Source organism: Paenibacillus sp. SEL3 (assembly GCF_054602585.1).
Map to the genome: position 1 here is coordinate 796,098 of NZ_CM137725.1, position 23,173 is coordinate 819,270.

Consider the following 23,173-nt stretch of genomic DNA (forward strand, 5'->3'; position numbering starts at 1 on the left):
TATCGAAAGATGGATTTGGCGACAAAAAAATAAGAAGCGTATAGCGCGGAAGTTTAAATCCTAGTAGATATAACAACTGAATCTTCATAGCTTCATAGCACTTTACAAGTGCTTAGGTCACAGCTCATTAGGAGGCAGAGTCATGATTGAGCTACTAGTCCCAAACGACGATATATTAAATCAAAATCAATTTTTGGCTGATGAAGTTCGATACAATTTGATCCATCGAATTTGTGAGTCAGAAGAATCAACATGCCTCAAAACGTCCGATAAAAATATGGTCTTTGCTCAATCATCCGGACATAAGGCCTGGTTATGGATGTCACAACAAATCACAGATAATCATAAATTGACCTATATAGAAGAACTCTTACGTTATTTAAAAGGAACCACCCTATCAGGTGTATGTGGTGATGCCGAAACAGTCGAGAAGTTCGCAAATGCTTACGCACAACGTCGTCATGCTGCTCAGGTACATACCCATATGGTCATGGAATCTTATTTCTGTCCTAAATATAAAAAGCCCTCGGGCGTTGAGGGAATGATCCGACAATCCATCCCAGAGGATGTACAATTAGTTGCCCAGTTTCTAGCTGGTTTTTCAGAAGAAGCTTTAGGTAGTTTTATTGATCCGGTTAGTCAAATATCGGTTGCGGAGAAGACCATCGGGACAGGAAATTTGTATCTTTGGATTGTAAATAACATGCCTGTGTCCATGGCTAATATTGCTCACCGCTCGCCGAGACATGCTCGCATTAATGCTGTGTATACCCCGCCTAATTTACGAAAGAAAGGTTTTGCCAGCGGAATGGTATCCGAGCTATGTTCGATTTTGGAAAATGAGCATTTAGTACCCATGCTATATGCAGATTTAAAAAATTCGGTTTCCAATCAAGTTTATAAAAATATCGGCTTTAAGGAAGCCGGCAAAATCACTGATATTACGTTTGAATAAGCCCTCCTACTGCAAGAGAGCATATTATTGTTCATTCAAAATCAAAGAAGACCACAATGTCACCTTCATCACTGGGCCTCCTTTTCACTTATCTATAAGCTTTACTCCGTAACACCCAATTCCGTGTGGACTGAGGATCTTCGTGAAAGTAAATATACAGCCACAATAGCTATAACGACCCCTGCTGCTCCAAACCAGGTGATGGAAGCCAGCGAAACCTGACCAACAACTACACCACCGATCCCAGCTCCGGCCGCCATGGCAAGCTGCATCGTAGACTGATTGAGACTCAGCATCACACCGGAAGATTCAGGCACAAGAGTGACCAAGTTATATTGTTGAGTAGGTCCAGTTGTCCAGGCAGCGAACGACCAAAGGATCAATAAAGCAAATACTGCGATCAGGGAATGAGCGGCGGCAGGAAGTAAAAGCAAGGAAAAGACATGCAACACCATGCCCCCGAATAATGTAAAGGAAATACCCTTTTTATCTGCGCTGTATCCACCGATTTTCGACCCGATCAGGCTGGCAATCCCGAAGGCAAGTAATACTGAGCTTAGCATATTATCCCCTACACCTGATACATTCAGCAAGTACGGTGAAATGTAAGTATACGCGAGGAAATATCCCCCTCCCCAAAAGAAGGTAATCGCCAATCCCAAAGCAACTTCAGGCTTCTTCAGAAGAGCAAATTGCTGTAGTAAGGGAATCGGTTGATCTCCTTTCAAGCGGGGAATCGTCATTGCAATAACAATTAGGGCAATAATCCCTGTCAAAGCGATACCGAGAAATACGGTTTTCCAGCTATATGCAGAAGATATCATTCTTCCAAGCGGCACCCCGATAATCAGCGAGGCTGTAAAACCCATAGTAACTGTAGCAATAGAACTGGCCTGCTTGCCGGCTGGAGCAATCTTCGCAGCAATGCTCAGTGCTGTAACCACAACCATCCCCGCCCCGAGGGCCATAAGAATACGTGCGGCGATAAACATTCCAAAACCCGGCAGAATAAAGGAGAGGGCATTAGCTACTGCAAATAATCCGAGCGAACTCAGGAGCAGCTTGCGTCTGTCCCATTTAGCGGTTACTGCCATCAGAATCGGCGTGCCAATCGCGTAAGCAAGAGAAAAGACTGTAATCAACTGTCCCGCTGCGGACACCGTAATCCCCATGGTTGTCGCAACCTGATCCAAAATGCCTGAGATAATGTATTCGGATGTGCCTACCAAAAAACTAACAATGGCCAAAATATACACTTTCCACGTGCTCTGCATTTTTAAATAACGCCTCTTTTCTTATATTGTTTTTATATTTTTACAAATATCGAAATTAAGACTAAAAAAAATTATGTCATCAGGAACGGGGCATATTTCTGCGCTGCTTCCACATCCAAGCTGTAATAGATAAACGTCCCCTCTTTACGGTATGTGAGCAGCCCCGACTCTGCCATCTGCTTCAGATGATGCGATAGCGTTGAAATAGCTACACTGTTCAGCTTCTCGCCCAGCACAGAGCAGCATTGGCCACTTTCCTCTTTTAGCAGAAGTGCTATCTTGAGACGAGTTGGTTCTCCAAGTGCTTTATATATTTTTACAGCTTGTTGCATTTCCGTTGTATCTTTCACCCTGTTCGGCTCCCTTCTGTTCCAGTCTTAATTTCGATGTTTGTCGAAATAAAGTTATCACAAACATTTGTAAAAGTAAACCCGTTTATTCTAAAGACACTGCCTTTTTACACTCTGTGGTGTGAATGATGGTCTTTCTCATCTTATAAATAATCCCCCATCCATAAAAGGATGGAGGAAAAAATGATCTGAGTGTAAAGGGAGAATCATGGATGCCATAGCATTAATTCGGGCTTGCCGTGGGTCTGACAATAATTTCATTAACATCTACATCCGCTGGCTGCTCCATGGCATACAGAATGGAACGGGCTATGGCATCAGGCGAAATCGAAATACGACGGTACTCTTTCATTCCTTGCCGGGCCTCTTCATCTGAAATACTGTCAGCAAGCTCAGATTCAGTTACTCCCGGCGATACCAGCGTCACGCGAATATCTCCCCCCACCTCCAAGCGCAATCCTTCAGAGATCGCCCGAACCGCATACTTTGTAGCGCAATACACCGCTGCAGTTGGGGTTACACTATACGCGCCAATAGAGGCGATATTGATAAACTGACCAAATCCTTGCTTTTTCATAATCGGAAGCCCTGCCGCAATCCCATGCAGAACGCCTCGTATATTTACATCAATCATGCGATCCCATTCCTCTACCTTCAGGGCCTCTAATTTTGAAAGAGGCATCACTCCCGCATTGTTCAAAATGACATCCACACGCCCAAATGTTTTTTCCGCGTAGTTAATGAACGCTTCCATCTGGTCCCTCTTCGTCACATCCAGTTGCTGATAATCAGCCGATCCACCTTTAGAACGAATCTCGGATGTCAGAGCCTCCAGTCTCTCTGTGCGTCTGGCCCCTAATATCACATGAGCCCCATGGCGTGCAAGTAAACGGGCAGTAGCTTCACCGATCCCACTGCTTGCCCCCGTAATAGCTACGACTTTCCCTTTAATATCCAACATGCTTATTCCTCCTCTAGTTTAAAATGTCACTGAAAAAAGATAAAATAGATTACTTTTTCTCTTCCCTGTAAAAAACCATCCCTGCATGATACAAGACATCATCTTTAAATTCGCCATCTGCCGTAAATCCGGTGTCGTCCACATACTCGATATGGTCACCTTCCACGATATAGCTGCCTGTGTAGGCACTTTTCCTCTGACCCCGTGCTTCATCATAACGGCCATTAGGCAAGAGTTCGTGACGGATATTTCCGTCTTCAGTTACCCACATCCCTATACAGGGATGCTGCGAAGCGTGTACACTTTTTTCCGCTTTGTTACTCTCCATGACTCCCACTCCTTTGCACTTCTATTTTTTTCTCAATTGCTCATTAGGTGTTGTATCTGCATCTTATTATGAGAGGAATGTCCATCGGGCTGGTAGAAGAATCAGAGCAAATTATTGCCTAATCCTCCAAAGACCCTTAATATGTAATAAACTACTGAAAATGAAAACGGGCTACGTTGAAAGAAGGGATGTGTCAAGATGGGGGCAACCAAAATAGAGGGTTCTACCATGGAAAAACAAGCCGAATTGGCAAGGCTTATAGAACGATTTTCAAATCAGGACGGAGTTCTCACTACAGCCATACCTTCGCTTCACTTCGTCCGAAGTTCAAATACAACCGTTCCGGTACATCAAGTCCATGAACCTGCCTTATGTATTGTGGCACAAGGCAGAAAAGTCGTGATGCTCGCAGAGGAAAGCTACCATTACGGCACATCCGACTACCTTGTTGTGTCGGTGGATTTGCCGATCTCGGGGCAGGTCATCCAAGCGTCATCAGAAGCTCCTTATTTGTGCCTCCGGCTCAATTTTGATCCGCATCAGGTTTTGGACCTGATCAAGGAATCTGCTTTTCCCACAAGCCCCATGCCTGATTCCAGACGAGGCTTGTATGTAAGTCAAACCAACTCACTACTGCTGGATGCCGTGGTAAGGCTAGTGCATCTTTTGGAAAACCCGCAAGATGTTCCGGTGCTTGCTCCATTAGTCATTCGTGAGATACTGTATAGGATTTTACAGGGTAATCAGGGGGAATCCTTAAAACAACTGGTCATGACCGGCAGCCATTCCAACCGAATTGCAGAAGTCATAAAGCGGATTAAGCAGGATTATGATAAGCCGTTGCGTATTGAAGAATTGTCCAAACTAGCGAATATGAGTCCTTCGTCACTACATCGTCATTTTAAAGAGGTTACGGCTATGAGCCCCATGCAATATCAAAAACAATTACGTCTACAAGAGTCCCGCCGCCTGTTGTTATCCGAATCAGCGGATGCGGCAGATGTAGGTTTTCAGGTAGGTTACGAGAGTCCCTCACAATTCAGCCGCGAATACGCCCGCTTGTTCGGCCTGCCTCCAATTAGTGATATCAAACGCTTGCGCTCGGATCAGGATCACCAGACCACTTGAGCACGTTGTTAGATGAATATATGAAACCAATGGTCCTACTAACGCTTATCCCATCATAGATGGCAGGATGTAAAAAAACAGCACAAACAACCGCTCCTCCGGTAGAGACGCGGCTGTTCAATATTTCCTCTATACATGCATTAATACGGATTATCCAGCTTGACGAACAAAGCTCGAATGACATCCTTCTCTGCCGTAGTAAGCTTTTGTCCTGCCTGCCATTGTTGAATCTCTTTCTTGACTTCCTTGGGTTCTCTATAGCTGAGAGCATACCCGATGCTTCCTATACCTTGTGTGCGGTTGGTTTTATCCATATTTGCCAATGCTCGAGTCATCGCAGTTCTGTCTCTTGTAAACAAATCTCCCATAAGGGCAGCATAGCTTTCGCTTAAAGCTCCATCCAATCCTTCAGAAGCTCGGATCAGATTTGGAAAACTTTCCGATGGAATAAAAGCTCGCTGCCTATACAAATATTCGATCATTTCCAGGCTTTGATGTTCATTGTTTTCGTTCATCTTTCCCCATTGGATTCCTGCTAAATGGTCCGTTATATGACGTACTTTTGCTTCATCACTGAGGGAAGAATCCTTATAAAAGGACAGCACAAGCTCCTCTTTACTTTGCTGGGTATGCTGCGTATCGGCTGCAGTTTGCTTAGACTCCCCATGGTTTGCTCCGGACGGCGCCACAGTTTCAGCATCCTGTCCCACTGGCTGGGGAGTACACCCTATGGTTACAGCCAGCATTAGTGCAGTACAAGCTGCAGAAACGAACCCATTCCCTTTTAACATGAATCCACTCTCCTGTCTGAACAAACAATGGTCGTTATAATTGCCCAAAATCCACTCCTATCTTGCTACGCCTGCAACCGTTCATCCATCTAACAATAGGAAGATTCCATCTAGACTTTTACGCGTCACGTCCCACCGTAGGCTTACGGATCACGGAGACGCTCGATTCCCTCACGATCAGACGAGGCTCGAATTGCACACGCTCATAATCCCCAGGTGTCTGTTCCTGAATCCGCTTGAGCAGCAGCTCCGCAGCCAATCGTGCCACCTCTTCCCCCATGATGGAAACTGAGCTGATCTGAGGAGTCGTTACCATAGCCCACAGATTGTTATCAATACCAACTACAGCAACCTCATCCGGCACTTTTACGCCCAAATCCTTAAATCGATTGACGATCCCTATCGCCACCATATCATTAACCGCATAAATAGCATCCGGCATATGTTTCAAGCTGTAAAAATAATCGGCAGCACGCAACCCTGTCTCAAAGGAGAAATCATCACCAAAATAAACGAGTGAAGGGTCCACATGCTGGAGAGACTGCTCATAAGCGAAGTATCTTTCCTCGATTTTGTCCTTCGCAGCACCTGCATAGGCAATTCTTGTTCTGCCGATTTTAAGCAAATGCTCCATCACGAGTCTTCCCTCTTGCCGGGCCAGACTGACGATATCCGCTTTGACATCTTCGCCCAGCTTCTTGCCATAGTTAATAATGGACACGGGAACGCTAGCTTTGTTAATCAGATCTACCAACATTTTCGGATACGCCAGCGGCATAATGATGAGCCCGTCGACATGCAGCTTCTTGACCTCACGAACGGTTTCAAGCTCCATTCTGGCATTCCCGGCGGTATTAATTTGCACGACACGGTAACCATGCTGCTTGGCGGCCTGCTCTACGGACCAAGCAATTTCCGGAATAATCGCGTTACGAATGTCCGGCACGGCCAGCGCGATTTGTCGTGTCTGACGCACTTTCAAGCTCTGAGCCGAGGTGTTGGGCGTAAACCCCATCTCTTCAATCACTTGCAAAATCAAGGCTTTCGTTCTCGGGCTGATGCCCTCACTATCGTTAATAGCTCTGGAGACAGTCGCAATACCGACTCCTGCCCGCTTGGCTACATCCTCTATGGTTACTTTCTTTTGATCTGTCACGCCCAAAATCCTTTCAAGAACGGAATCGTTTTCTGACTTTCTAAAATAAAGTCTTAATACTGATATTATACCACAGAATGAGTGTCTAAAAATTGAAGTCGTTTTCTTCTTGTCTTTGCTTCACCTGAAAAATCCACAAAATCTCTTTGTATAAAAGCAACGAGCCGAATATAGCACTGCAGTCACAAGTGATTATATTCACAAAAAAATCAAGTGCTTTTTGTATGAATTTGGTTTGACAATGTGTAAAATTTGTGACATATTATTTTTCGGAAACGTTTCCTAATTCATTCACTTTTACAGAGGCAATGATCATATATTCTTCAAGGAGATGACAAACATGCAAGCATTGAGATGGCATGGAGTAAAAGACTTACGATTGGAAAACATTGAGCAGCCCGCCGCTCTGGCAGGAAAAGTAAAAATCAAAGTAGAATGGTGTGGCATTTGCGGAAGTGATCTTCACGAATATGTAGCAGGACCAATCTTTATTCCCCAAGATGCTCAGCATCCATTGACTGGCGAAAAAGCACCGATCGTAATGGGACATGAATTCTCTGGACAAGTCGTCGAAATCGGCGAAGGTGTAACCAAGATTCAGGTTGGCGACCGTGTCGTTGTAGAACCGGTTTTTGCATGTGGAGAATGTGATGCATGTAAACAAGGCAAATATAATCTTTGCGATAAAATGGGCTTCCTCGGTCTGGCAGGCGGCGGCGGTGGATTTTCTGAATATGTCGCAGCTGACGAGCACATGGTTCACAAAATTCCAGAAAGCGTATCTTTCGAGCAAGGCGCATTGGTAGAGCCTTCGGCCGTTGCTTTGTATGCTGTTCGTCAAAGCCAACTGAAAGTCGGCGATAAAGCTGTAGTATTTGGCGCTGGTCCTATCGGATTGCTGGTTATTGAAGCGTTGAAAGCTTCGGGCGCATCTGAGATTTATGCAGTAGAGCTTTCTGAGGAGCGTAAAGCTAAAGCTGAAGAGTTGGGTGCTATTGTGCTTGATCCTAAGACTTATGATGTGGTGCAAGAGCTGCACAAACGGACCAACGGTGGCGTAGATGTAGCCTATGAAGTCACTGGAGTACCTCCTGTGCTGACTCAAGCTATTGAATCTACTAAAATCAGCGGACAAATCATGATCGTCAGCATTTTTGAAAAAGAAGCTCCGATTAAACCGAACAATATTGTCATGAAGGAACGCAATCTGACGGGTATTATCGGCTACCGTGATGTATTCCCGGCTGTTATCAGCCTGATGGAAAAAGGATATTTCCCAGCCGACAAGCTGGTTACCAAACGCATTAAGCTCGAAGAAGTGATTGAGCAAGGTTTTGAAGGACTCCTGAAAGAGAAAAATCAGGTTAAAATCCTGGTATCTCCGCAAGCTTAATTTAGAAAATAAACCAGATGTCTGCTCTATGCAGACATCTTTTATTATAAAACCGGGTTGCACGGCAAGAGTTCATACGGAATTAAAAAGACAAAACAGCGCTCTCCTACTGTGGCTTCTGCCGTTAAGTGAGAATAGCGCTGTTTTATTATAATCTAGTTTATTGAGTTACATTACTTAGTTACATTTTTCAGAACATCGTCAATCATTTGACTATTTGCAATTGTACCTGTATACAACCAGCTGGAATCCTTGCGAAAATCGTATACATGGCCTTCTTTAACGGCTGGAATTCCCGCCCATACAGGATCTTTTACAATATCTTCTTTACTTACGTTTTTGCTGTTCACGATAAAGACATAATCCGCATCCAGCTCGGCCAGCTTCTCCAGCGATAAATTACTCCAGTTCGCCTTAGCCGTTTTGGAAATCTCCTGTACGACTTGTGGAATCTGGAATCCCAAATCCTTATACAATACATCACCGCTGGATAGATTCTGGTTTACGACATACACGTTTTTATCCGTTACCCATAATGCCGCCGCAGTTTTTTGTCCCACCGTCTGACTCAGCTTGGCTTTAGCCTCTGCTGCTTTTTTGTCGTAGTTGCTCAATGCCTGCTTCGCTTCATTGCTCTTATTCAGCACCTCACCCACGGTCAGCAGCTCTTGACGCCAATCATTGTTCATATTACTGCCTACCACGTAGGTTGGAGCAATTTTAGAGTATTGATTATATTTGTCGCCTTCCACCATGCTCGCACTGTCCATAATGATCAAATCAGGCTTGAAGTTCAGAACCGCCTCAAACGGAAGATCTGAAGCGATGGTAGGAACATCCTTCAGTTCTTTTTGCAGGTAAGCTTGAACTGAATTTTTACCCACCGACCATTGGGCTACCGGTTTAACACCCAACGCCACCAGATGATCCTCCAGATAAGAAGCGATCACACGTTGAGGCTGAGCCGGAATCTTCACCTCATGCCCGAGTGCATCCTTCAGCACCCTTTCCTGTGATGTTGGTTCCGCTGATGTATTATTGTTCCCTTGCGAAGCACCATCGGTTGCCGTAGGACTGGATGTGTCTGAGCACGCGCTGAGCAGCAGGGTAAAACTAAGCAATAAAATAAATGCCATGGAATGCTTTGCGTTTCTATTCATTCGTAAAATCCCTTCATCATAATTTTGATAATGATTATTATCCTCAATACCAGTATGCAGGGCGCCACTTATTGAATCAATGGAACATTCGGACATGCTCAATGGATTATCTAGACGTGTATCTCCCATAAAAGCAGATGAATATAGGCTGTCCCGATAGTGAACCGGGGATACGCCAGTATATTTTTTGAATGCTCGGCTAAAGAAATAGACATCCGGGTACCCCACACTGACAGCAATATCCTGTAAAGTGGCATCCGTCTTCCGCAAAAGCTCCTTCGCCTTGTCCATTCGCAATTGAATCAAGTACATAATCGGGCTACAATCCGTTTGTTTTTTAAATAACCGGGTCAAATGTCTCGGACTGCATTCCAACAATCCGGCCAAACGTTCCAGCGTTATGGACTCCGCGTAATGATCCTGCATAAATCGAATGGCCTGTGTCACGATATCCCGCGCAGAAGTTCGAGCCTTCGGTTCCTGCAATTGCCGCATACATTCATATGCAAAATCATAGAATCGACCCTGAGCCTGAATCTTGGATAGCGCCTCTTGATCCTGCCATGCGTACTCCAGTAGTTGCAGCTTTTGATACAGTATAACCGGATAAGGCGGTACAAAACCATGAGCTATCGAAGGATGATTATACACCGTGTGTCCCGATAGAGAAGTCGCTTTATATAGTACAAGGATATATTCAATCCCACATTGCGAGGGTTTCATATTCAGTTCAAAGCCTTTGCTGCCATGTAGTACGTACCCTGAATGTGGCGTATCCTTCCAATCACCATCCAAACGCACGCTACCCTGCAATACAAATACAAAAGCCTGCGCTGGAAGACGATACGGTTGAAGCAACTCTTCTGCTTCCAGTCGAATATGCCGGACATCCATGACACGGATCGACGAATGGAGCCATAGGGATAGAAGTTTGTTTAACTCATCAGCTTCATATTCCTTGCTCATCCCGATATAGGAACCTGCCTGTTTTTGCCGATCCTGCTTCACGTATCAAAGCCTCCGCTTCATAAATATCATACTTTTTTCCCAAACCAACCTCATTATATATCATCTTTTACTGCGTCTACCATGAGACAAATATTCCTGTGCGAAACAAGGTGAATATACCATTTCCATGGTACAATTTGTATAAATACAAGATTTAAAATACATAGGGGGTTTGACAGCATGAACGGTTCCAACATTGCATTGAGTACAGGAGCTAATGCACCATTCGGTAAGGAAGATACAGTGCGGGTCACCATTGCATGGAAGCATGCACCTGCCGAACTGGATGTTAGCTGTTTTATGGTAGGAGCAGACGGAAAGGTTTCCTCTGATGACTATTTCATTTTTTACAATCAACCCGCTGACCCGCACGGACATGTACGGTTACAGCGTCCAAATGACAAAACCACTGAGTTTACTATTTCACTCAAAGAACTGGAACGAACTGGAGTAGATAAATGTGTATTTGCGGCCACACTGGACGGCCCGGGTACTTTTGCCGATGTGGTCGGCTGCTCCGTTACTGCTCAAGGCAAGCAATCCCATATCACCTACAGCATCACCGAAGCCACCAGTGAGACATCGCTTGTGCTGGCAGAGGTGTATCGTCATACGTCTGGCTTCAAGCTCCGCGCAGTTGGGCGTGGTTTCAACGGAGGACTAAAGCCGCTTGCCGAAGCTCATGGTGTGACCGTGGAGGAAACGGAATCGCCAGCGGATACCGTTCAGATGAACATCCCTACATCGGCGATCTTAAGCGCGGTAGGTGCTAAAGCTGGCGGAAAAGAGACTGCCCCCATTAACGCAAGAATTAATCTGCACAAGCAGAATGTACAATTTTCACTGAAAAAGAAAAAAATAGACCGTGAAAAAGCACGTGTAGCGGTTGTATTCGATGCTTCTATTTCTATGTTCAAATTGTACACGGGTGGGACGGTGCAAAAAGCCTGCGAACGTGTGTTGGCTGTAGCCGCCTGTATGGATGACGATGGTGAAATGGATGTATGGTTTTTTGCGGACAAAGCCAAACGTGCTCCAAGCGTCACAGAGAGGAATTTCGAGAATTACATTCATAGGAATTATGCTGAGCCTAGTGAAGATAGTGAGCTGGGGTGGGGCAATAACGAGCCAGAAGTCATGAAGGATATCATACTTAAATACACAAAAGAAGATCCCAACGACATGATCCCGACCTACATTATCTTTTTTAGTGATGGAGGTATTTATGAACAAAAAAAAATAGAACAGCTGCTGATTAAAAGCTCAAGCACTCCGATTTTCTGGCAATTTGTAGGTCTTGGTAAAGCCGATTACGGAATTCTTCGAAAGTTGGATAAGATGCGCGGCCGCGTAGTAGATAATGCAGATTTCTTTGCCTTGGATGACTTCGACTCGGTGACGGACAGCGAATTATACGACCGTCTACTGAACGAGTTCCCTGGATGGCTTAAAAAGGTACGAGCTAAGAAAATATTACGAAGCTAGTTCCTAGAAGCTTGTAAAATACGCGATTTTCTTCAGTTTGTCCTCTATCGATTTCAATCTCTCTACCTGATCTTATTTCTTTCATTTCCTAATTGGATATTTTCATGTAGTATAAGTCTAATTGAAGTAACCCTGTTTGGGCTATGCTGAAGCTATACACTATATGAAGGAGGATTTCATATTGAAATCAAATGAACCCACTTTGCACAAAAAGCTGCTCCCACGGCATATTACCTTTATGGCTATGGGCGGAGTCATCGGGACGGGTATTTTTAAAGGAAGCACCGAAACGATTAGCTTGGCGGGACCAGGAGTTATTTTATCCTATGTCTTCGCAGGACTCCTGCTCTTGGTCGTTATGGGCGCAATTGCCGAGATGGCTACCGTCTATCCCAACATGAATATGAAGGATTTTATTCGCAAAGCTTTTGGAGAACGACTGTCCTTTATTATCGGCTGGTTGTATTGCTTCATGTGGCTGGCCGTCTGTATCATTGAGGTCATTGCTGCGGGTAGCTTCCTGCAATATTGGTTGCCAGATGTCCCTCTATGGGTACTCAGTTTAGTCAGTGCGGCTTTCATTATTGTCGTCAACATGCTGAGTGTCGGCGGATTTGGAGAACTGGAATTTTGGCTTGCAGGTATTAAGATTGCCATGATTATTATCTTCATCGCCTTGGGTGGCTGTATACTGTTCGGGATTATTCCCACTGAAACTCCACCTTATCTAAGCAACTACGCGCAGCACGGCGGATTTCTACCCAATGGCTGGTTGGCTATCTTTTCAGCGCTGCTGGTCGTTACCTTTTCATACGGAGGGTCCGAGCTGATTGGATTGACGTTGACGGAGACAGAAAATCCGGAAAAAGTACTGCCTAGAGTGGTTAAAAGCTTTATTCTTCGCGTTGTTTTGTTTTATACGTTGCCCATTCTCATCATTTGTGGCTTGATTCCCTGGAACCAACTGGATGCGAATACCAGCCCGTTTGTACAGGTATTGTCTTCTGTAGGGCTTCAAGGCTCGGCTCATGTCATGAACTTTATTCTGATCACTGCTGTACTGTCTGCCGCTAATTCGGGGATTTACGGGGCTACACGTATGCTACATTCGCTGGCTATCAATGGAGAAGGTCCCAAATCACTCGCCCGCTTATCTTCAAACGGGGTTCCGGTAAATAGTCTCAAATTGTGCGCTGTAGTCCTGATTGTCGGTTCTATGGTTGCTTATATCGCTCAAGACGGGCTGTTCCGTATTTTGATGGCTGTACCTGGCTTCGTCGTGCTGCTCGTCTGGAGCTGCATTTGTCTGTCCCAATTGAAATTGCGCAAATCTTATCCCGTGGAGCCTACTTTTAAGATATGGGGATTCCCTTATGTAACGGCGGTTACAGTGGGATGTCTATGGGTCATTGCGTTCCTGTTCTTGCTTGACCCGCAAAATCGCATCAGCATTAGCGTGTGCGTGGCTTTCATGGCATTTCTGATCATTTGGTCTTTGGTGAAGTTCCGGAGAAAGCAGGCGTAAGTAGCATATGATTCAATCTTACCTGTTTCCTGTTTCGTATGCCTTTCTTGCGTTTCCTTTTGCTGCGTTATTGTTTACACTGCCTTTTCTAATCGTGCAATATCGCAGGCATGGCTATATTCACAAGGCTAGAGCATGGCTGCTTTACCTGATGCTTTTATACTTGATGAACGCCTTCTTTCTGGTCATATTACCGCTTCCGGCATCGCGTCATAATGCTGCATTAACCGGGGGAGCGTTGCAGTTGATGCCCTTGCAGTTCGTTCAAGACATTATAAGAGAAACATCCGTCTCACCCGCTCATCCCTCCAGCTATGTTCATTTGCTGAAGGAGCGTGCTTTTCTACAAGTCGTTTTTAACGTTGTGATGACCATGCCTTTCGGTATGTTCTTACGTTATTATTTCCGTGCACGATGGGGATGGTGTCTGATTCTGTCCTTTATCCTCTCCCTCTTCTTTGAGGTGACGCAGCTGACAGGACTGTATGGATTTTTTGACCATGCGTATCGTGTGTTCGATGTGGACGATCTGATGGCTAATACATTAGGCGGTATGCTAGGCTTTCTATTAGGCGAATGGTTTTCACGCTTCCTGCCTCGCTTGGAACATCTGGACAAGCATGTGGACATGGCAACGAAGCGAGTGTCCTATACCCGACGGGGTGTAGCCTTTTTCGTGGATTCTATCATATGGACCGGGCTACTCGGCATCATGGAGTCCCTGCATGTGCCTGCTGCCTTCTGGGTTTCCAGTGGGGTCTACTTTATGGTGGTCCCTTACCTGACGAATGGACGAACGCCAGGGAAATGGCTGGTGCGTATTCATCTTGTAGGGACAGGACAACGGATTTCCCTGTGGGGGCTCATCAAGCGCTACAGTGTCTTGTATTGGTTGTATTTTGGACTTAATTACGTACTGGGCGGACCCGTGCTGTGGTCTCAAGTCTCTCCATGGGTAAGTGTTCTGATCAGCCTTTTGTTGTTGGTGATGAATGGATGGTTCTTTTTCCATCTGGTCATACGTCTATTCCAGAAAGCTCCGTTATTTTATGAGGAGCTTAGCCATACTTCGCACCAGATTATATGGCCCAAGCGCTACCATCCTACTCAGAATGACCCCGCTGACCCAACACAGACGTTGGGAGCGAATATAGTACAAAAATAACCAGAGGATCGACACGTCATCAAGCCCCGGATCTGCATTGCATCTTGGCGAATAAAAAAACAGGCGAAGCAAAGGGATGTGCCTTTGCTCCGCCTGTTTTTATTTTGCGTATATTTCTATGTTGCATATAGATATAACTTAACTTATTTCCACTGTGCAATTTGATCAATAGGTAAACGTGTGGAAGGATGACCATCGTTGATTCCTTTACCCATGGAAATGAGCATAACAGGGACATAACGATCTTTGTCCAGACCAAAGGCTTCAGCAATTTGATCCTTTTCATAACCGCCAATAGCGTTAGTATCATAACCATGAGCGCGCGCTACCAGCATAAGCTGCATGGATACCAAACCACCGTCGATCAGGACCGTTTCTTTGTTCACAACGGGATCAAGCGCTGCAAAATGGGCTGCTACTTTTTCCTGTTGCATTTCTTTTATGTCTTTTGGCATATAGCCCAATTCTACAGCTTCTCCGAAAATTTGTTCGAAATTATCAAAGTTGTTCAAATCTCCAAACACAGCGATCACTGCCGAAGATGTCTCTACTTGACGTTGGTTGAAACGGGCCAAAGGTGCCAGTGTAGCTTTACCTTCAGGGCTGTCAATGACGAGGAAACGCCAAGGTTGCAGGTTAATGGAAGATGGTGCGCGTGTAGCTTCTGTCAAAATCTCAGTCATTTCCTCGCGGCTGATCTTCACGGACGGATCGTATACTTTTACTGAACGGCGTCCCAGGGCGATTTCTTTAAAATCATTCGTTTTTACCGTACTGGATGTGTTCGTATTATTCATTCCAATCTCTCCTTATCCCTCTGTGGGTATAGTAATGTTAAAAAAATGTTGTCAGTCCATATCGGATATATGACTATTCATCACTTGCAGCATATCAGCTAGCTGGTGCCGCTGGGTCTCGTCGAAGCTCTGTAGCAGCTGAGCTACAAACTGTGAGCGCTCCTGCTTAAAGATGACAATGCGTGCACGTCCATAATCGGTCAGGCTTACCAAGGTAACCCTGTTGTCCTCTGGCTTCGTGCGTCGTGTGACCATTTCTGTTGCTTCCAGTTGTTTCAAATGGCGCGTTACGGCTGCAGCATCAATGCCAACCTCTTTTTGCAGCAGAGTTTGACTAATCTCCTGCACTTGATACAACTTGCACAATAGCTGCAATCTGGATGCGCTGACTCCTGCACAACGCTCAAACTTGGAGCTAATCTGCTTGTTCAGCAACAATAGCATGTCAAAAATATACTCAGGCTCGGATGGTGTCTGGGTGATATCAATCTCTCCTCCCTTAAGCATATCGCTGGGCTTCATGATCCGACCTTTGAGCTATCAATTATTGATCTATCAAGTAATATACATCCTCTTTAAAGATAAATCAAGTCCCTGAGAAAAATAAAGTGCTCTTTGCAAATAAAAGCTGAGCGACTCGCACAAGAGCCGCTCAGCTTCAATTCAACTTTATTATGTTCCGTTGTGCTAAATAATCCCGTGTGACAGCATTGCGTCAGCCACACGCACAAATCCTGCGATATTGGCTCCGACAACCAAATTGCCCGGCACGCCGTATTCCTCAGCCGCCTTCACGCTGTTAGCATAGATATTTTTCATAATATCATGCAGCTTGGCATCTACTTCCTCAAAGGTCCAAGATAGACGCATGCTGTTTTGTGACATTTCGAGCGCCGACACGGCTACTCCACCTGCATTGGCAGCTTTGGCTGGCCCAAACAGAACTCCATTGTCCAAAAACACTTCAATGGCCTGTAACGAGGATGGCATATTGGCACCTTCGCCTATAGCTTTTACGCCATTGCTTACCAGCAACTGAGCTGCTTGCTCGTCAATTTCATTCTGAGTGGCGCATGGCAGTGCGATGTCGCATGGGATCGACCAGATCCCCGAACAGCCTTCTGTATAGATTGCGCCTGGACGTTCTTGCGTATACTCGCTAATCCGCAGACGGTTCACTTCTTTCAGCTGCTTCACCAGCTGCAGATCGATACCGTCTGGATCATAGATGTAGCCATTCGAGTCACTACATGCCACCACTGTAGCACCGAGTTGCTGTGCTTTTTCAATCGCATAAATGGATACATTCCCCGATCCCGACACGACGACGCGCTTTCCTTCAAAGGACGACCCCTGAGCCTGCAGCATCTCGTTTACAAAATACACACAACCGTAACCGGTCGCTTCCGTACGTGTGAGACTGCCTCCGTAATGAATTCCTTTGCCCGTTAGGACGCCGCCTTCATGTCCTCCGCGAATCCGCTTGTACTGCCCGAACATATAGCCAATCTCACGTCCGCCTACACCAATATCCCCTGCCGGAACGTCGGCATCTGGACCAATATATTTATACAATTCCGTCATGAAGCTTTGTGTAAAACGCATGACTTCGTTATCTGATTTCCCTTTGGGATCAAAATCCGAACCGCCTTTACCACCACCGATAGGAAGACCCGTCAACGCATTTTTGAAAATCTGCTCAAAACCCAAAAACTTGACGATTCCGAGATATACAGACGGATGGAAGCGAAGTCCACCTTTATAAGGCCCTATCGCACTGTTAAACTGCACACGGAAGCCACGGTTGACCTGTACAACCCCCGCATCGTCCACCCAAGGTACACGGAAGGTAATGACTCGCTCCGGCTCCACTAGCCGTTCCAGAAGCCCCTGCTGCATATACTTAGGATGCTTAGCCAATACCGGAATTAGCGAATCCAATATTTCCTTGACGGCCTGATGGAATTCATTCTCATGAGGATTGCGCGCGATAACCTTCTCAAAAACGGACTGCACATATTCGGCTGCTGCTTGTTGACTCTGCTCTGGACGGATCATGGTCATTATTTAATACACCCCTTTTATAATTAGCCCCTCTGTTAAATGACGGAACGACTTATTCTGCACCTTCGAGAGTGGAACCTTATGTATTCATAAAATTTAGTTAACTATACATGATTTTTTATAATAATACAGCAAATTCGCCTATAAAAGATTTTTGTATCCTTCATTAAATAACTCTATGAACCTCTCATTGCCTGTTAGTTTCCTGAAGCTAAATCCCTTGATTTACGGGCTTTTTTCACGATTTCTAAGGCCCAAACACCTTACTCTATATGGCATTATAATGTGAACAAATTCAAACTAATACATACATCATATCTGGAAAATATGGATATAAAAAAAGAGGCTGCGCACAGGGCGTAGCCTCTTTTCCCATTCTGTTACACATAAAAGGCTTCAAGCTGACGCACAATTTCTGCTTCGTCATGCTCTACCACCTGCTGATGCTGCGATTTCGAGAACAATTGTTCAATTTGCGCCGGGAACTCCTGCTTGATATCCACCAGACGAATGGCCTCATCAAATTTGGCTGGATGCGCTGTCGCAAAGGTCACACATACTTCGTCCGCGCCATTATACGCCTCATACGCGGCAATACCGCAAGCTGTATGCGGATCAAGCAAATAATCGTACTCGGCTTTGTATTTTTTGATCAGCTCCAGACACTGCTCATTCGAAGCACCCAGCGCTTCAAAATCCTGCTGGACACGTTTCAAATCCTCTGCACCGATCACAATCCGTCCCTCTGTTTTGAGGTTATTCATGTATTCAGATACCTTGGCTGCATCCTCTCCGAGGAAGTAGTACAGGTATCTTTCGAAATTACTTGCCACCTGAATGTCCATGGAAGGACTGTATGTGCTTTTGAAATCGCCCGGCTGGTATTCGCCAGTCTTCACGAAGCGCTCCAAAATGTTATTTTCGTTCGTGGCAATGATCAGCTTGTGGATGGGTAGACCCATTTTCTTCGCAAGAAAGCCGGAAAAGATATTGCCAAAGTTGCCGGATGGCACGCTGACATTGATCTTCTTCGTACCCGCAGACTCCTGCGCCCGGAAATAAGCATAGAAGTAATAAACGGTTTGCGCCAAAATGCGCACAAAGTTAATCGAGTTAATCGCCCGCAGATGATGTTTGGCTTTGAAATCCAGATCGGCAAACAGGTCCTTAATTACTTTTTGACAATCGTCAAAGTTCCCTTTTACGGACAGATTCAGTACATTTTCATCGTCTACTGTCGTCATTTGCAGCTCTTGTACCTTGCTCACCTTTTGATGCGGATGCAAAATACAGATTTTGATGCCTTCCTTGCCACGCACGCCTTGAATGGCTGCTGCTCCCGTATCGCCCGAGGTTGCACCCAAAATATGAATGATCTCATTCTGCTTTTTGGACACGTAGGAATAAAATTCACCCATAAATTGCAGCGCCACATCCTTGAACGCGAACGTAGGCCCATGGAACAGCTCCAAAATAGACAGGGAATCGTTGATCTTCTTCACTGGCGTAACTTCCGGATGACGGAAGCTTGCATAACTACGCTCCACCAGTTGCTCCAAATCCTCACGAGGAATCTCATCATTGATATACAGCGCAAAAACTTCCAGCAGCAGCTCTCTGTAGCTCAATGTAGCCCACTGCTCCAGCGTAGCTGCCGACACGGTCGGAATCTGCTCCGGCACCATTAGTCCTCCATCGTCAGCTAACCCCATGAGCACAGTATCAATAAATCCCTTGGCTTCTACTCGACCTCTAGTGCTTATATATCTCATATACATCCCCCAATAAAAATTCAATTCGAACCTTTTTTCGAATATATTATTGTCTATAATACCCTGTCGCGGTGCTGTAACCAAGCCTTTTTTTTATATTTTAAAGACTTTCTCCTACTTTACCATACCCCGATGCATCAGGCATCTGTCATTGCTAGACAATCAGAACGTCAGGAACAGGTCGTAAGTCTGAAAAAAGAAGGCTGCTCCAGCCATTAGGAGCCTGAAATCGAAAGTGCAGCCAGCTTGAGCGAAGGAGATGTGCAGCTTCCTGTAAAACGCAAATCGTTGCCAACTTCCTCTACCTGCTGTAGTACATCAAAGAAGTTGCCTGATACGGTAATCTGATTGACCGCTCTGACCACTTGCCCTTGCTCAATCCAGTAGCCCAGACAAGCCAGCGAAAAATTACCGGATGCCGTATTCGTACCCGCATGCAGCCCTTGGAGTTCGACGATCATCAACCCGCGATCTGTCTTGCGAATCATGTCTTCCAATGTAGACGTGCCTGGAGACACGTACAGATTATGATACGACACCCCAATTTTACCGTTATAGCTGCCTTTGGAAGCATGAGAGGTACTCTGTACCCCGGCCTTGCGGGCCGTCTTTCGGTTATGGAAATACGTCCGCAGTTCGCCATCCTTGATAATCTCATTGCGGCGTGTCGCACTGCCTTCCGCATCAAACGTACTGCCTGCCGGAACGTTCTCCATTAGCGGATCGTCAATCAGCGTAATACGCTCGCTTGCCACCTTTTGCCCCAGTTTCCCAGCCAAGCGTGAAAAGCCTTTATCCACCGACTCCGCAGAAAATACCGACGTATAGGCAGCCAGCAATTGCGCGGCTGCATCATGACGGAAAATGACTGGATAGTTATCCGATTGGATCGTGTGCGCCCCCAGCTTGGAAACAGCCTCTTTCACGGCTCTATGCGCCACATTCGCAATATCGATCTCTTCCACGCTCCGCAGCGAATAATCATGCCAGCCCCCGGTAACGGTCTCGCCTTGGTCGGCTGCAATCACATACACATAAGCGGTCGCCAGACTTTTGCGACGATGGCAGTGCAGTCCTTTAGTATTTACTATCAGGACCTCATTTTCACGAATGCTAACCGAGCAATGCCGAGCCATTACAATCCGTGGATCTGCGGCAAGCGCTGTACGCTCCATTTCTAGCGCCGCTTCGATCAGAATCTCAGGAGCCGTGTCAGCAAGCGTTGAGGCATAGGCAGGCTGCTCAGGGTAGCTCTCAGAGCCTGCAAACAGCTCATCCTGCTCCTCGCTCTCCAATATATCCGCGTTGCTGCGTGCTTCTTCCAATAAAAAGTCGATCACATCCGGTTCCAGCTTCTCCGTAGAGGCATAGCCCATTTTGCCGTTAATAACACCACGGAAGGAAAGTCCGCCATTTTCAACGATGGTATATTGATCAATTTCTCCCTTCAGTACCTTTACCGAAGTAGAACGTCCATTGACATAGTAGATTTCCATATCCGCATAGCCCATTTCCCGACCTTTGGCGAACAACGCTTCCTGAAATTGCTGAATATTCATCGCCTATTCCCCCTTTCGTCCGCCGACGGTCATTTCGGACACACGAATCGTCGGCTGTCCGCAGTTGACCGGAAGACTTCCACTAACCGAGCCGCACATCCCCTGACCATGATCCAGATTGTTGCCGACCATATCAATATTTTGCAGGGTTTCAATCCCTTTGCCGATTAGCGTTGCGCCTTTGACTGGCTCAGCAATTTTACCGTTGCGAATCATATACGCCTCTTCGACTGCAAAATTAAACTCGCTTGTCGAGGTATTCACCGAACCCCCGCCCAGCGATTTGGCATAGATCCCGTACTCTGTATTGGCAATGATCTCTTCACGGGTAGACTCACCATTCGCAATGAACGTATTGTTCATACGGGATGCAGGCGCGAATTTATAGGACTGTCTTCGTCCTGACCCTGTCGCAGGTACACCCATCTGGCGCGAGCCCATGCGGTCGATTAGATATCCTTTTAAAATACCGTTCTCGATCAGTACGTTGCGCTGTGCCGGCGCCCCTTCGTCATCGATATTGAGCGAGCCCCACGCATTCGGAATTGTTCCATCATCTATAGCCGTGACGAGCGGTGAAGCCACCTGCTGCCCGATTTTATTCGCAAACACGGAAGTTCCATGCGCCACCGCCGTAGATTCCAGCCCATGCCCACACGCCTCGTGGAAAAGAACGCCGCCGAAGCCGTTCTCAATTACGACAGGCAGTCTGCCACTAGGCGCATATCCCGCTTTGACCATTGTGGACGCAATCCGAGCGGCGTGTCTGGCATTTTCTTCGATATTCAGATTCTCCAGAAATTCAGTCCCAGCATACGCTCCCGGTCCACGGAACCCGGATTGTCTATGCTCCCCATGAGTCGCAATCGCACTTATTCTCATGCGTGTATACGTACGGGTATCCTCCACCAGCAGTCCGTTACTATTGGCGATCAAGACGTTCTGGATCGAGTTGCTAATCCCAACAGAGGTTTGCGTGATGGAAGGGTCATATTGGCTTGCCGCCTCATGCGCCCGTCTCATCATGTCGATCTTGGCACGTTTCTGCGAACCGTCAGGGATGATCGCAATTGGATGTTGGTTAGGGATCGCATGGGGATGGAGGGTAATGGTGTGTGTACCTAGCACTCCACCTCCACGAATAGCCTTGGCGGCCGATTTGGCCAGTCGGATCAGGCTCTGTTCGCTCATATCGCTGGTGTACGCATACACCGAGAAATGCTCCTTCATGATCCGAATGCCAATCCCAAAATCCCGGCCCGACAGCGCCGTATCCACGACGCCCCCAGTCATGCCCAGTTGTCCATTGGTCCGGTCCTCGACGAACACCTCTGCAAAATCTCCGCCCGTCTCCAGCGCGGCTTGCAGCATATCCTGAATCTGTGTTGGATGTATCATCACGTTCCTCCTCTTTTTTTCCATGTTTCATATTGTACGTTTAAGCGATCAAGATCATATGCGGGTTCATGTTTATTTCCCATAACTTTACTATACATGATGTTGGGAGTGGGTGTAACTATCTGGGTGGCAAGTGGTTTGGAAGGGAGTGAAGATTTATGCACGGGGATAGAGGGATTGAAATGAGAAAACCCGACCGGACCGTGAAGGGTCGTGTCAGGTTAGCTTGAGTTGCTTGATTACTGGGTGAATTGAGCAAGTACGTGCAACTAAGGACGCTACGTGGACGGATCATTCTTCCGATCGCTGTTGCCCTCAGATTTTTTTGATTATAGTTTAACAGTAAAAATCCGGGTTCAAAGGCGAATGCTCCGCTTCTTCAAAACGATTCCGTCCCCTCCGCTGCTATGCTTTGGTTTGCTTCATCTTGTTTGCCAAAATACTTTTTTTCAAACGAACTTTAAACAGTTCTCTTCGTAAATCCAGTTCCATGATATGAAGATGATCGGCCGCTTCTTTGACGGTCTCCATGTGAAGTACGCTTGCCTTTTGAGAAATAATAGCTAGAGCATCCCAAATGAGCTTTGTACATGTTTTAAGTCTCTCTATGTGTTCGTCTTCCTGTTGAACTAAGCTCTCGTATTCTTTAGCCGTATTTTCTTGAATATCCAAGTTACCATCTCCTTTTCACCAAAGTGTAACAAAGGATGATGCTGGATGTGGTACGTAGATACGTAATAATGAAAAAAAGTAAAACCACCTAATATGGAATAAATAAGACGACAACTACTAGAAGACAAAAACAAATTTTTTATACTACATTAAAGGATATTAATTTCTAAAGGAAGAGGAAAGTAACCGTTACATGTTTTCTAAATTTTGACTCAGGCTGGATAATCCTAAT

The 23,173-nt window shown here is 45.9% G+C and carries 20 protein-coding genes; 6 read left to right on the forward strand and 14 right to left on the reverse strand.

Annotation, left to right across the window (positions count from 1 at the left end):
* Positions 1-142 precede the first annotated feature (142 nt).
* Positions 143-955 carry a GNAT family N-acetyltransferase gene (locus tag ACYCS5_RS03910; protein ID WP_459760832.1) on the forward strand — a complete coding sequence of 271 codons (813 nt, stop codon included), beginning with the start codon at positions 143-145 and terminating at the stop codon, positions 953-955.
* A gap of 101 nt (positions 956-1,056) precedes the next feature.
* Here ACYCS5_RS03910 and ACYCS5_RS03915 read toward each other — a convergent pair whose 3' ends face one another.
* From ACYCS5_RS03915 to ACYCS5_RS03930, 4 genes are all read right to left on the reverse strand, one after another.
* Positions 1,057-2,229: an MFS transporter gene (locus ACYCS5_RS03915; protein WP_459760833.1), complete on the reverse strand. Its 1,173-nt coding sequence runs from the start codon at positions 2,227-2,229 to the stop codon at positions 1,057-1,059.
* Between the two features lie 71 nt (positions 2,230-2,300).
* Positions 2,301-2,579: an ArsR/SmtB family transcription factor gene (locus tag ACYCS5_RS03920; protein ID WP_029515545.1), complete on the reverse strand. Its 279-nt coding sequence runs from the start codon at positions 2,577-2,579 to the stop codon at positions 2,301-2,303.
* A 223-nt stretch (positions 2,580-2,802) separates the two neighbouring features.
* Positions 2,803-3,540, reverse strand: a complete 738-nt coding sequence (locus ACYCS5_RS03925; RefSeq protein WP_209949805.1) for an SDR family oxidoreductase — start codon at positions 3,538-3,540, stop codon at positions 2,803-2,805.
* 49 nt (positions 3,541-3,589) lie between these two features.
* Complete coding sequence (locus ACYCS5_RS03930; RefSeq protein WP_459760834.1) at positions 3,590-3,868, reverse strand: Atu4866 domain-containing protein; 279 nt, start codon at positions 3,866-3,868, stop codon at positions 3,590-3,592.
* 198 nt (positions 3,869-4,066) lie between these two features.
* On the opposite strand from ACYCS5_RS03930, the gene ACYCS5_RS03935 reads away from it, so the two are divergent.
* Positions 4,067-4,996 carry an AraC family transcriptional regulator gene (locus ACYCS5_RS03935; protein ID WP_340956366.1) on the forward strand — a complete coding sequence of 310 codons (930 nt, stop codon included), beginning with the start codon at positions 4,067-4,069 and terminating at the stop codon, positions 4,994-4,996.
* A 140-nt stretch (positions 4,997-5,136) separates the two neighbouring features.
* Here the strand turns inward: ACYCS5_RS03935 and ACYCS5_RS03940 are convergent, their stop codons facing one another.
* Together ACYCS5_RS03940 and ACYCS5_RS03945 are read right to left on the reverse strand one after the other, a co-directional pair.
* On the reverse strand, positions 5,137-5,787 hold the full coding sequence (locus ACYCS5_RS03940) for a hypothetical protein (protein ID WP_340956368.1): 651 nt from the start codon (positions 5,785-5,787) through the stop codon (positions 5,137-5,139).
* A 118-nt stretch (positions 5,788-5,905) separates the two neighbouring features.
* Positions 5,906-6,943 (reverse strand): LacI family DNA-binding transcriptional regulator, encoded by a 1,038-nt coding sequence (locus ACYCS5_RS03945; protein WP_013311372.1) that lies wholly within the window; start codon positions 6,941-6,943, stop codon positions 5,906-5,908.
* A 340-nt stretch (positions 6,944-7,283) separates the two neighbouring features.
* On the opposite strand from ACYCS5_RS03945, the gene ACYCS5_RS03950 reads away from it, so the two are divergent.
* Positions 7,284-8,336: a 2,3-butanediol dehydrogenase gene (locus ACYCS5_RS03950; protein ID WP_029515549.1), complete on the forward strand. Its 1,053-nt coding sequence runs from the start codon at positions 7,284-7,286 to the stop codon at positions 8,334-8,336.
* A gap of 173 nt (positions 8,337-8,509) precedes the next feature.
* On the opposite strand, the gene ACYCS5_RS03955 is transcribed toward ACYCS5_RS03950, so the two are convergent.
* Complete coding sequence (locus ACYCS5_RS03955; protein ID WP_459760835.1) at positions 8,510-10,504, reverse strand: ABC transporter substrate-binding protein; 1,995 nt, start codon at positions 10,502-10,504, stop codon at positions 8,510-8,512.
* Between the two features lie 180 nt (positions 10,505-10,684).
* On the opposite strand from ACYCS5_RS03955, the gene ACYCS5_RS03960 reads away from it, so the two are divergent.
* The 3 genes from ACYCS5_RS03960 to ACYCS5_RS03970 all read left to right on the forward strand — a co-directional run bounded on the left by ACYCS5_RS03960 (position 10,685) and on the right by ACYCS5_RS03970 (position 14,679).
* A complete protein-coding gene (locus tag ACYCS5_RS03960; RefSeq protein ID WP_459760836.1) occupies positions 10,685-11,989 on the forward strand; it encodes a VWA domain-containing protein in 1,305 nt (434 codons plus the stop codon).
* A 181-nt stretch (positions 11,990-12,170) separates the two neighbouring features.
* The gene (locus tag ACYCS5_RS03965; RefSeq protein ID WP_328800516.1) at positions 12,171-13,514 is read left to right on the forward strand and encodes an amino acid permease; all 1,344 of its coding nucleotides are present in this window, start codon (positions 12,171-12,173) and stop codon (positions 13,512-13,514) included.
* Between the two features lie 7 nt (positions 13,515-13,521).
* Complete coding sequence (locus ACYCS5_RS03970; protein WP_459760837.1) at positions 13,522-14,679, forward strand: VanZ family protein; 1,158 nt, start codon at positions 13,522-13,524, stop codon at positions 14,677-14,679.
* Between the two features lie 143 nt (positions 14,680-14,822).
* On the opposite strand, the gene ACYCS5_RS03975 is transcribed toward ACYCS5_RS03970, so the two are convergent.
* From ACYCS5_RS03975 to ACYCS5_RS04005, 7 genes are all read right to left on the reverse strand, one after another.
* On the reverse strand, positions 14,823-15,476 hold the full coding sequence (locus ACYCS5_RS03975; protein ID WP_069010473.1) for a nitroreductase family protein: 654 nt from the start codon (positions 15,474-15,476) through the stop codon (positions 14,823-14,825).
* A gap of 51 nt (positions 15,477-15,527) precedes the next feature.
* The gene (locus tag ACYCS5_RS03980) at positions 15,528-15,920 is read right to left on the reverse strand and encodes a MarR family winged helix-turn-helix transcriptional regulator (RefSeq protein ID WP_013311380.1); all 393 of its coding nucleotides are present in this window, start codon (positions 15,918-15,920) and stop codon (positions 15,528-15,530) included.
* Between the two features lie 243 nt (positions 15,921-16,163).
* Positions 16,164-17,540: an NADP-specific glutamate dehydrogenase gene (gene gdhA / locus ACYCS5_RS03985; RefSeq protein WP_165149692.1), complete on the reverse strand. Its 1,377-nt coding sequence runs from the start codon at positions 17,538-17,540 to the stop codon at positions 16,164-16,166.
* Between the two features lie 380 nt (positions 17,541-17,920).
* Positions 17,921-19,312: a threonine synthase gene (thrC, locus tag ACYCS5_RS03990; protein ID WP_459760838.1), complete on the reverse strand. Its 1,392-nt coding sequence runs from the start codon at positions 19,310-19,312 to the stop codon at positions 17,921-17,923.
* A 215-nt stretch (positions 19,313-19,527) separates the two neighbouring features.
* Positions 19,528-20,871 carry a TldD/PmbA family protein gene (locus tag ACYCS5_RS03995; protein WP_459760839.1) on the reverse strand — a complete coding sequence of 448 codons (1,344 nt, stop codon included), beginning with the start codon at positions 20,869-20,871 and terminating at the stop codon, positions 19,528-19,530.
* 3 nt (positions 20,872-20,874) lie between these two features.
* The gene (locus tag ACYCS5_RS04000; protein ID WP_459760840.1) at positions 20,875-22,269 is read right to left on the reverse strand and encodes a TldD/PmbA family protein; all 1,395 of its coding nucleotides are present in this window, start codon (positions 22,267-22,269) and stop codon (positions 20,875-20,877) included.
* A 405-nt stretch (positions 22,270-22,674) separates the two neighbouring features.
* Positions 22,675-22,941 carry a hypothetical protein gene (locus tag ACYCS5_RS04005; RefSeq protein WP_459760841.1) on the reverse strand — a complete coding sequence of 89 codons (267 nt, stop codon included), beginning with the start codon at positions 22,939-22,941 and terminating at the stop codon, positions 22,675-22,677.
* Between the last annotated feature and the right edge of the window lie 232 nt (positions 22,942-23,173).

Bases quoted from the DNA above. Each gene is read 5' to 3' on its own strand.
- ACYCS5_RS03910 (WP_459760832.1), top strand. From the start codon at position 143: ATGATTGAGCTACTAGTCCCAAACGACGATATATTAAATCAAAATCAA.
- ACYCS5_RS03915 (WP_459760833.1), bottom strand. From the start codon at position 2,229: ATGCAGAGCACGTGGAAAGTGTATATTTTGGCCATTGTTAGTTTTTTG.
- ACYCS5_RS03925 (WP_209949805.1), bottom strand. From the start codon at position 3,540: ATGTTGGATATTAAAGGGAAAGTCGTAGCTATTACGGGGGCAAGCAGT.
- ACYCS5_RS03930 (WP_459760834.1), bottom strand. From the start codon at position 3,868: ATGGAGAGTAACAAAGCGGAAAAAAGTGTACACGCTTCGCAGCATCCC.
- ACYCS5_RS03935 (WP_340956366.1), top strand. From the start codon at position 4,067: ATGGGGGCAACCAAAATAGAGGGTTCTACCATGGAAAAACAAGCCGAA.
- ACYCS5_RS03940 (WP_340956368.1), bottom strand. From the start codon at position 5,787: ATGTTAAAAGGGAATGGGTTCGTTTCTGCAGCTTGTACTGCACTAATG.
- ACYCS5_RS03950 (WP_029515549.1), top strand. From the start codon at position 7,284: ATGCAAGCATTGAGATGGCATGGAGTAAAAGACTTACGATTGGAAAAC.
- ACYCS5_RS03960 (WP_459760836.1), top strand. From the start codon at position 10,685: ATGAACGGTTCCAACATTGCATTGAGTACAGGAGCTAATGCACCATTC.
- ACYCS5_RS03970 (WP_459760837.1), top strand. From the start codon at position 13,522: ATGATTCAATCTTACCTGTTTCCTGTTTCGTATGCCTTTCTTGCGTTT.
- ACYCS5_RS03975 (WP_069010473.1), bottom strand. From the start codon at position 15,476: ATGAATAATACGAACACATCCAGTACGGTAAAAACGAATGATTTTAAA.
- ACYCS5_RS03980 (WP_013311380.1), bottom strand. From the start codon at position 15,920: ATGCTATTGTTGCTGAACAAGCAGATTAGCTCCAAGTTTGAGCGTTGT.
- gdhA (WP_165149692.1), bottom strand. From the start codon at position 17,540: ATGACCATGATCCGTCCAGAGCAGAGTCAACAAGCAGCAGCCGAATAT.
- thrC (WP_459760838.1), bottom strand. From the start codon at position 19,312: ATGAGATATATAAGCACTAGAGGTCGAGTAGAAGCCAAGGGATTTATT.
- ACYCS5_RS03995 (WP_459760839.1), bottom strand. From the start codon at position 20,871: ATGAATATTCAGCAATTTCAGGAAGCGTTGTTCGCCAAAGGTCGGGAA.
- ACYCS5_RS04000 (WP_459760840.1), bottom strand. From the start codon at position 22,269: ATGATACATCCAACACAGATTCAGGATATGCTGCAAGCCGCGCTGGAG.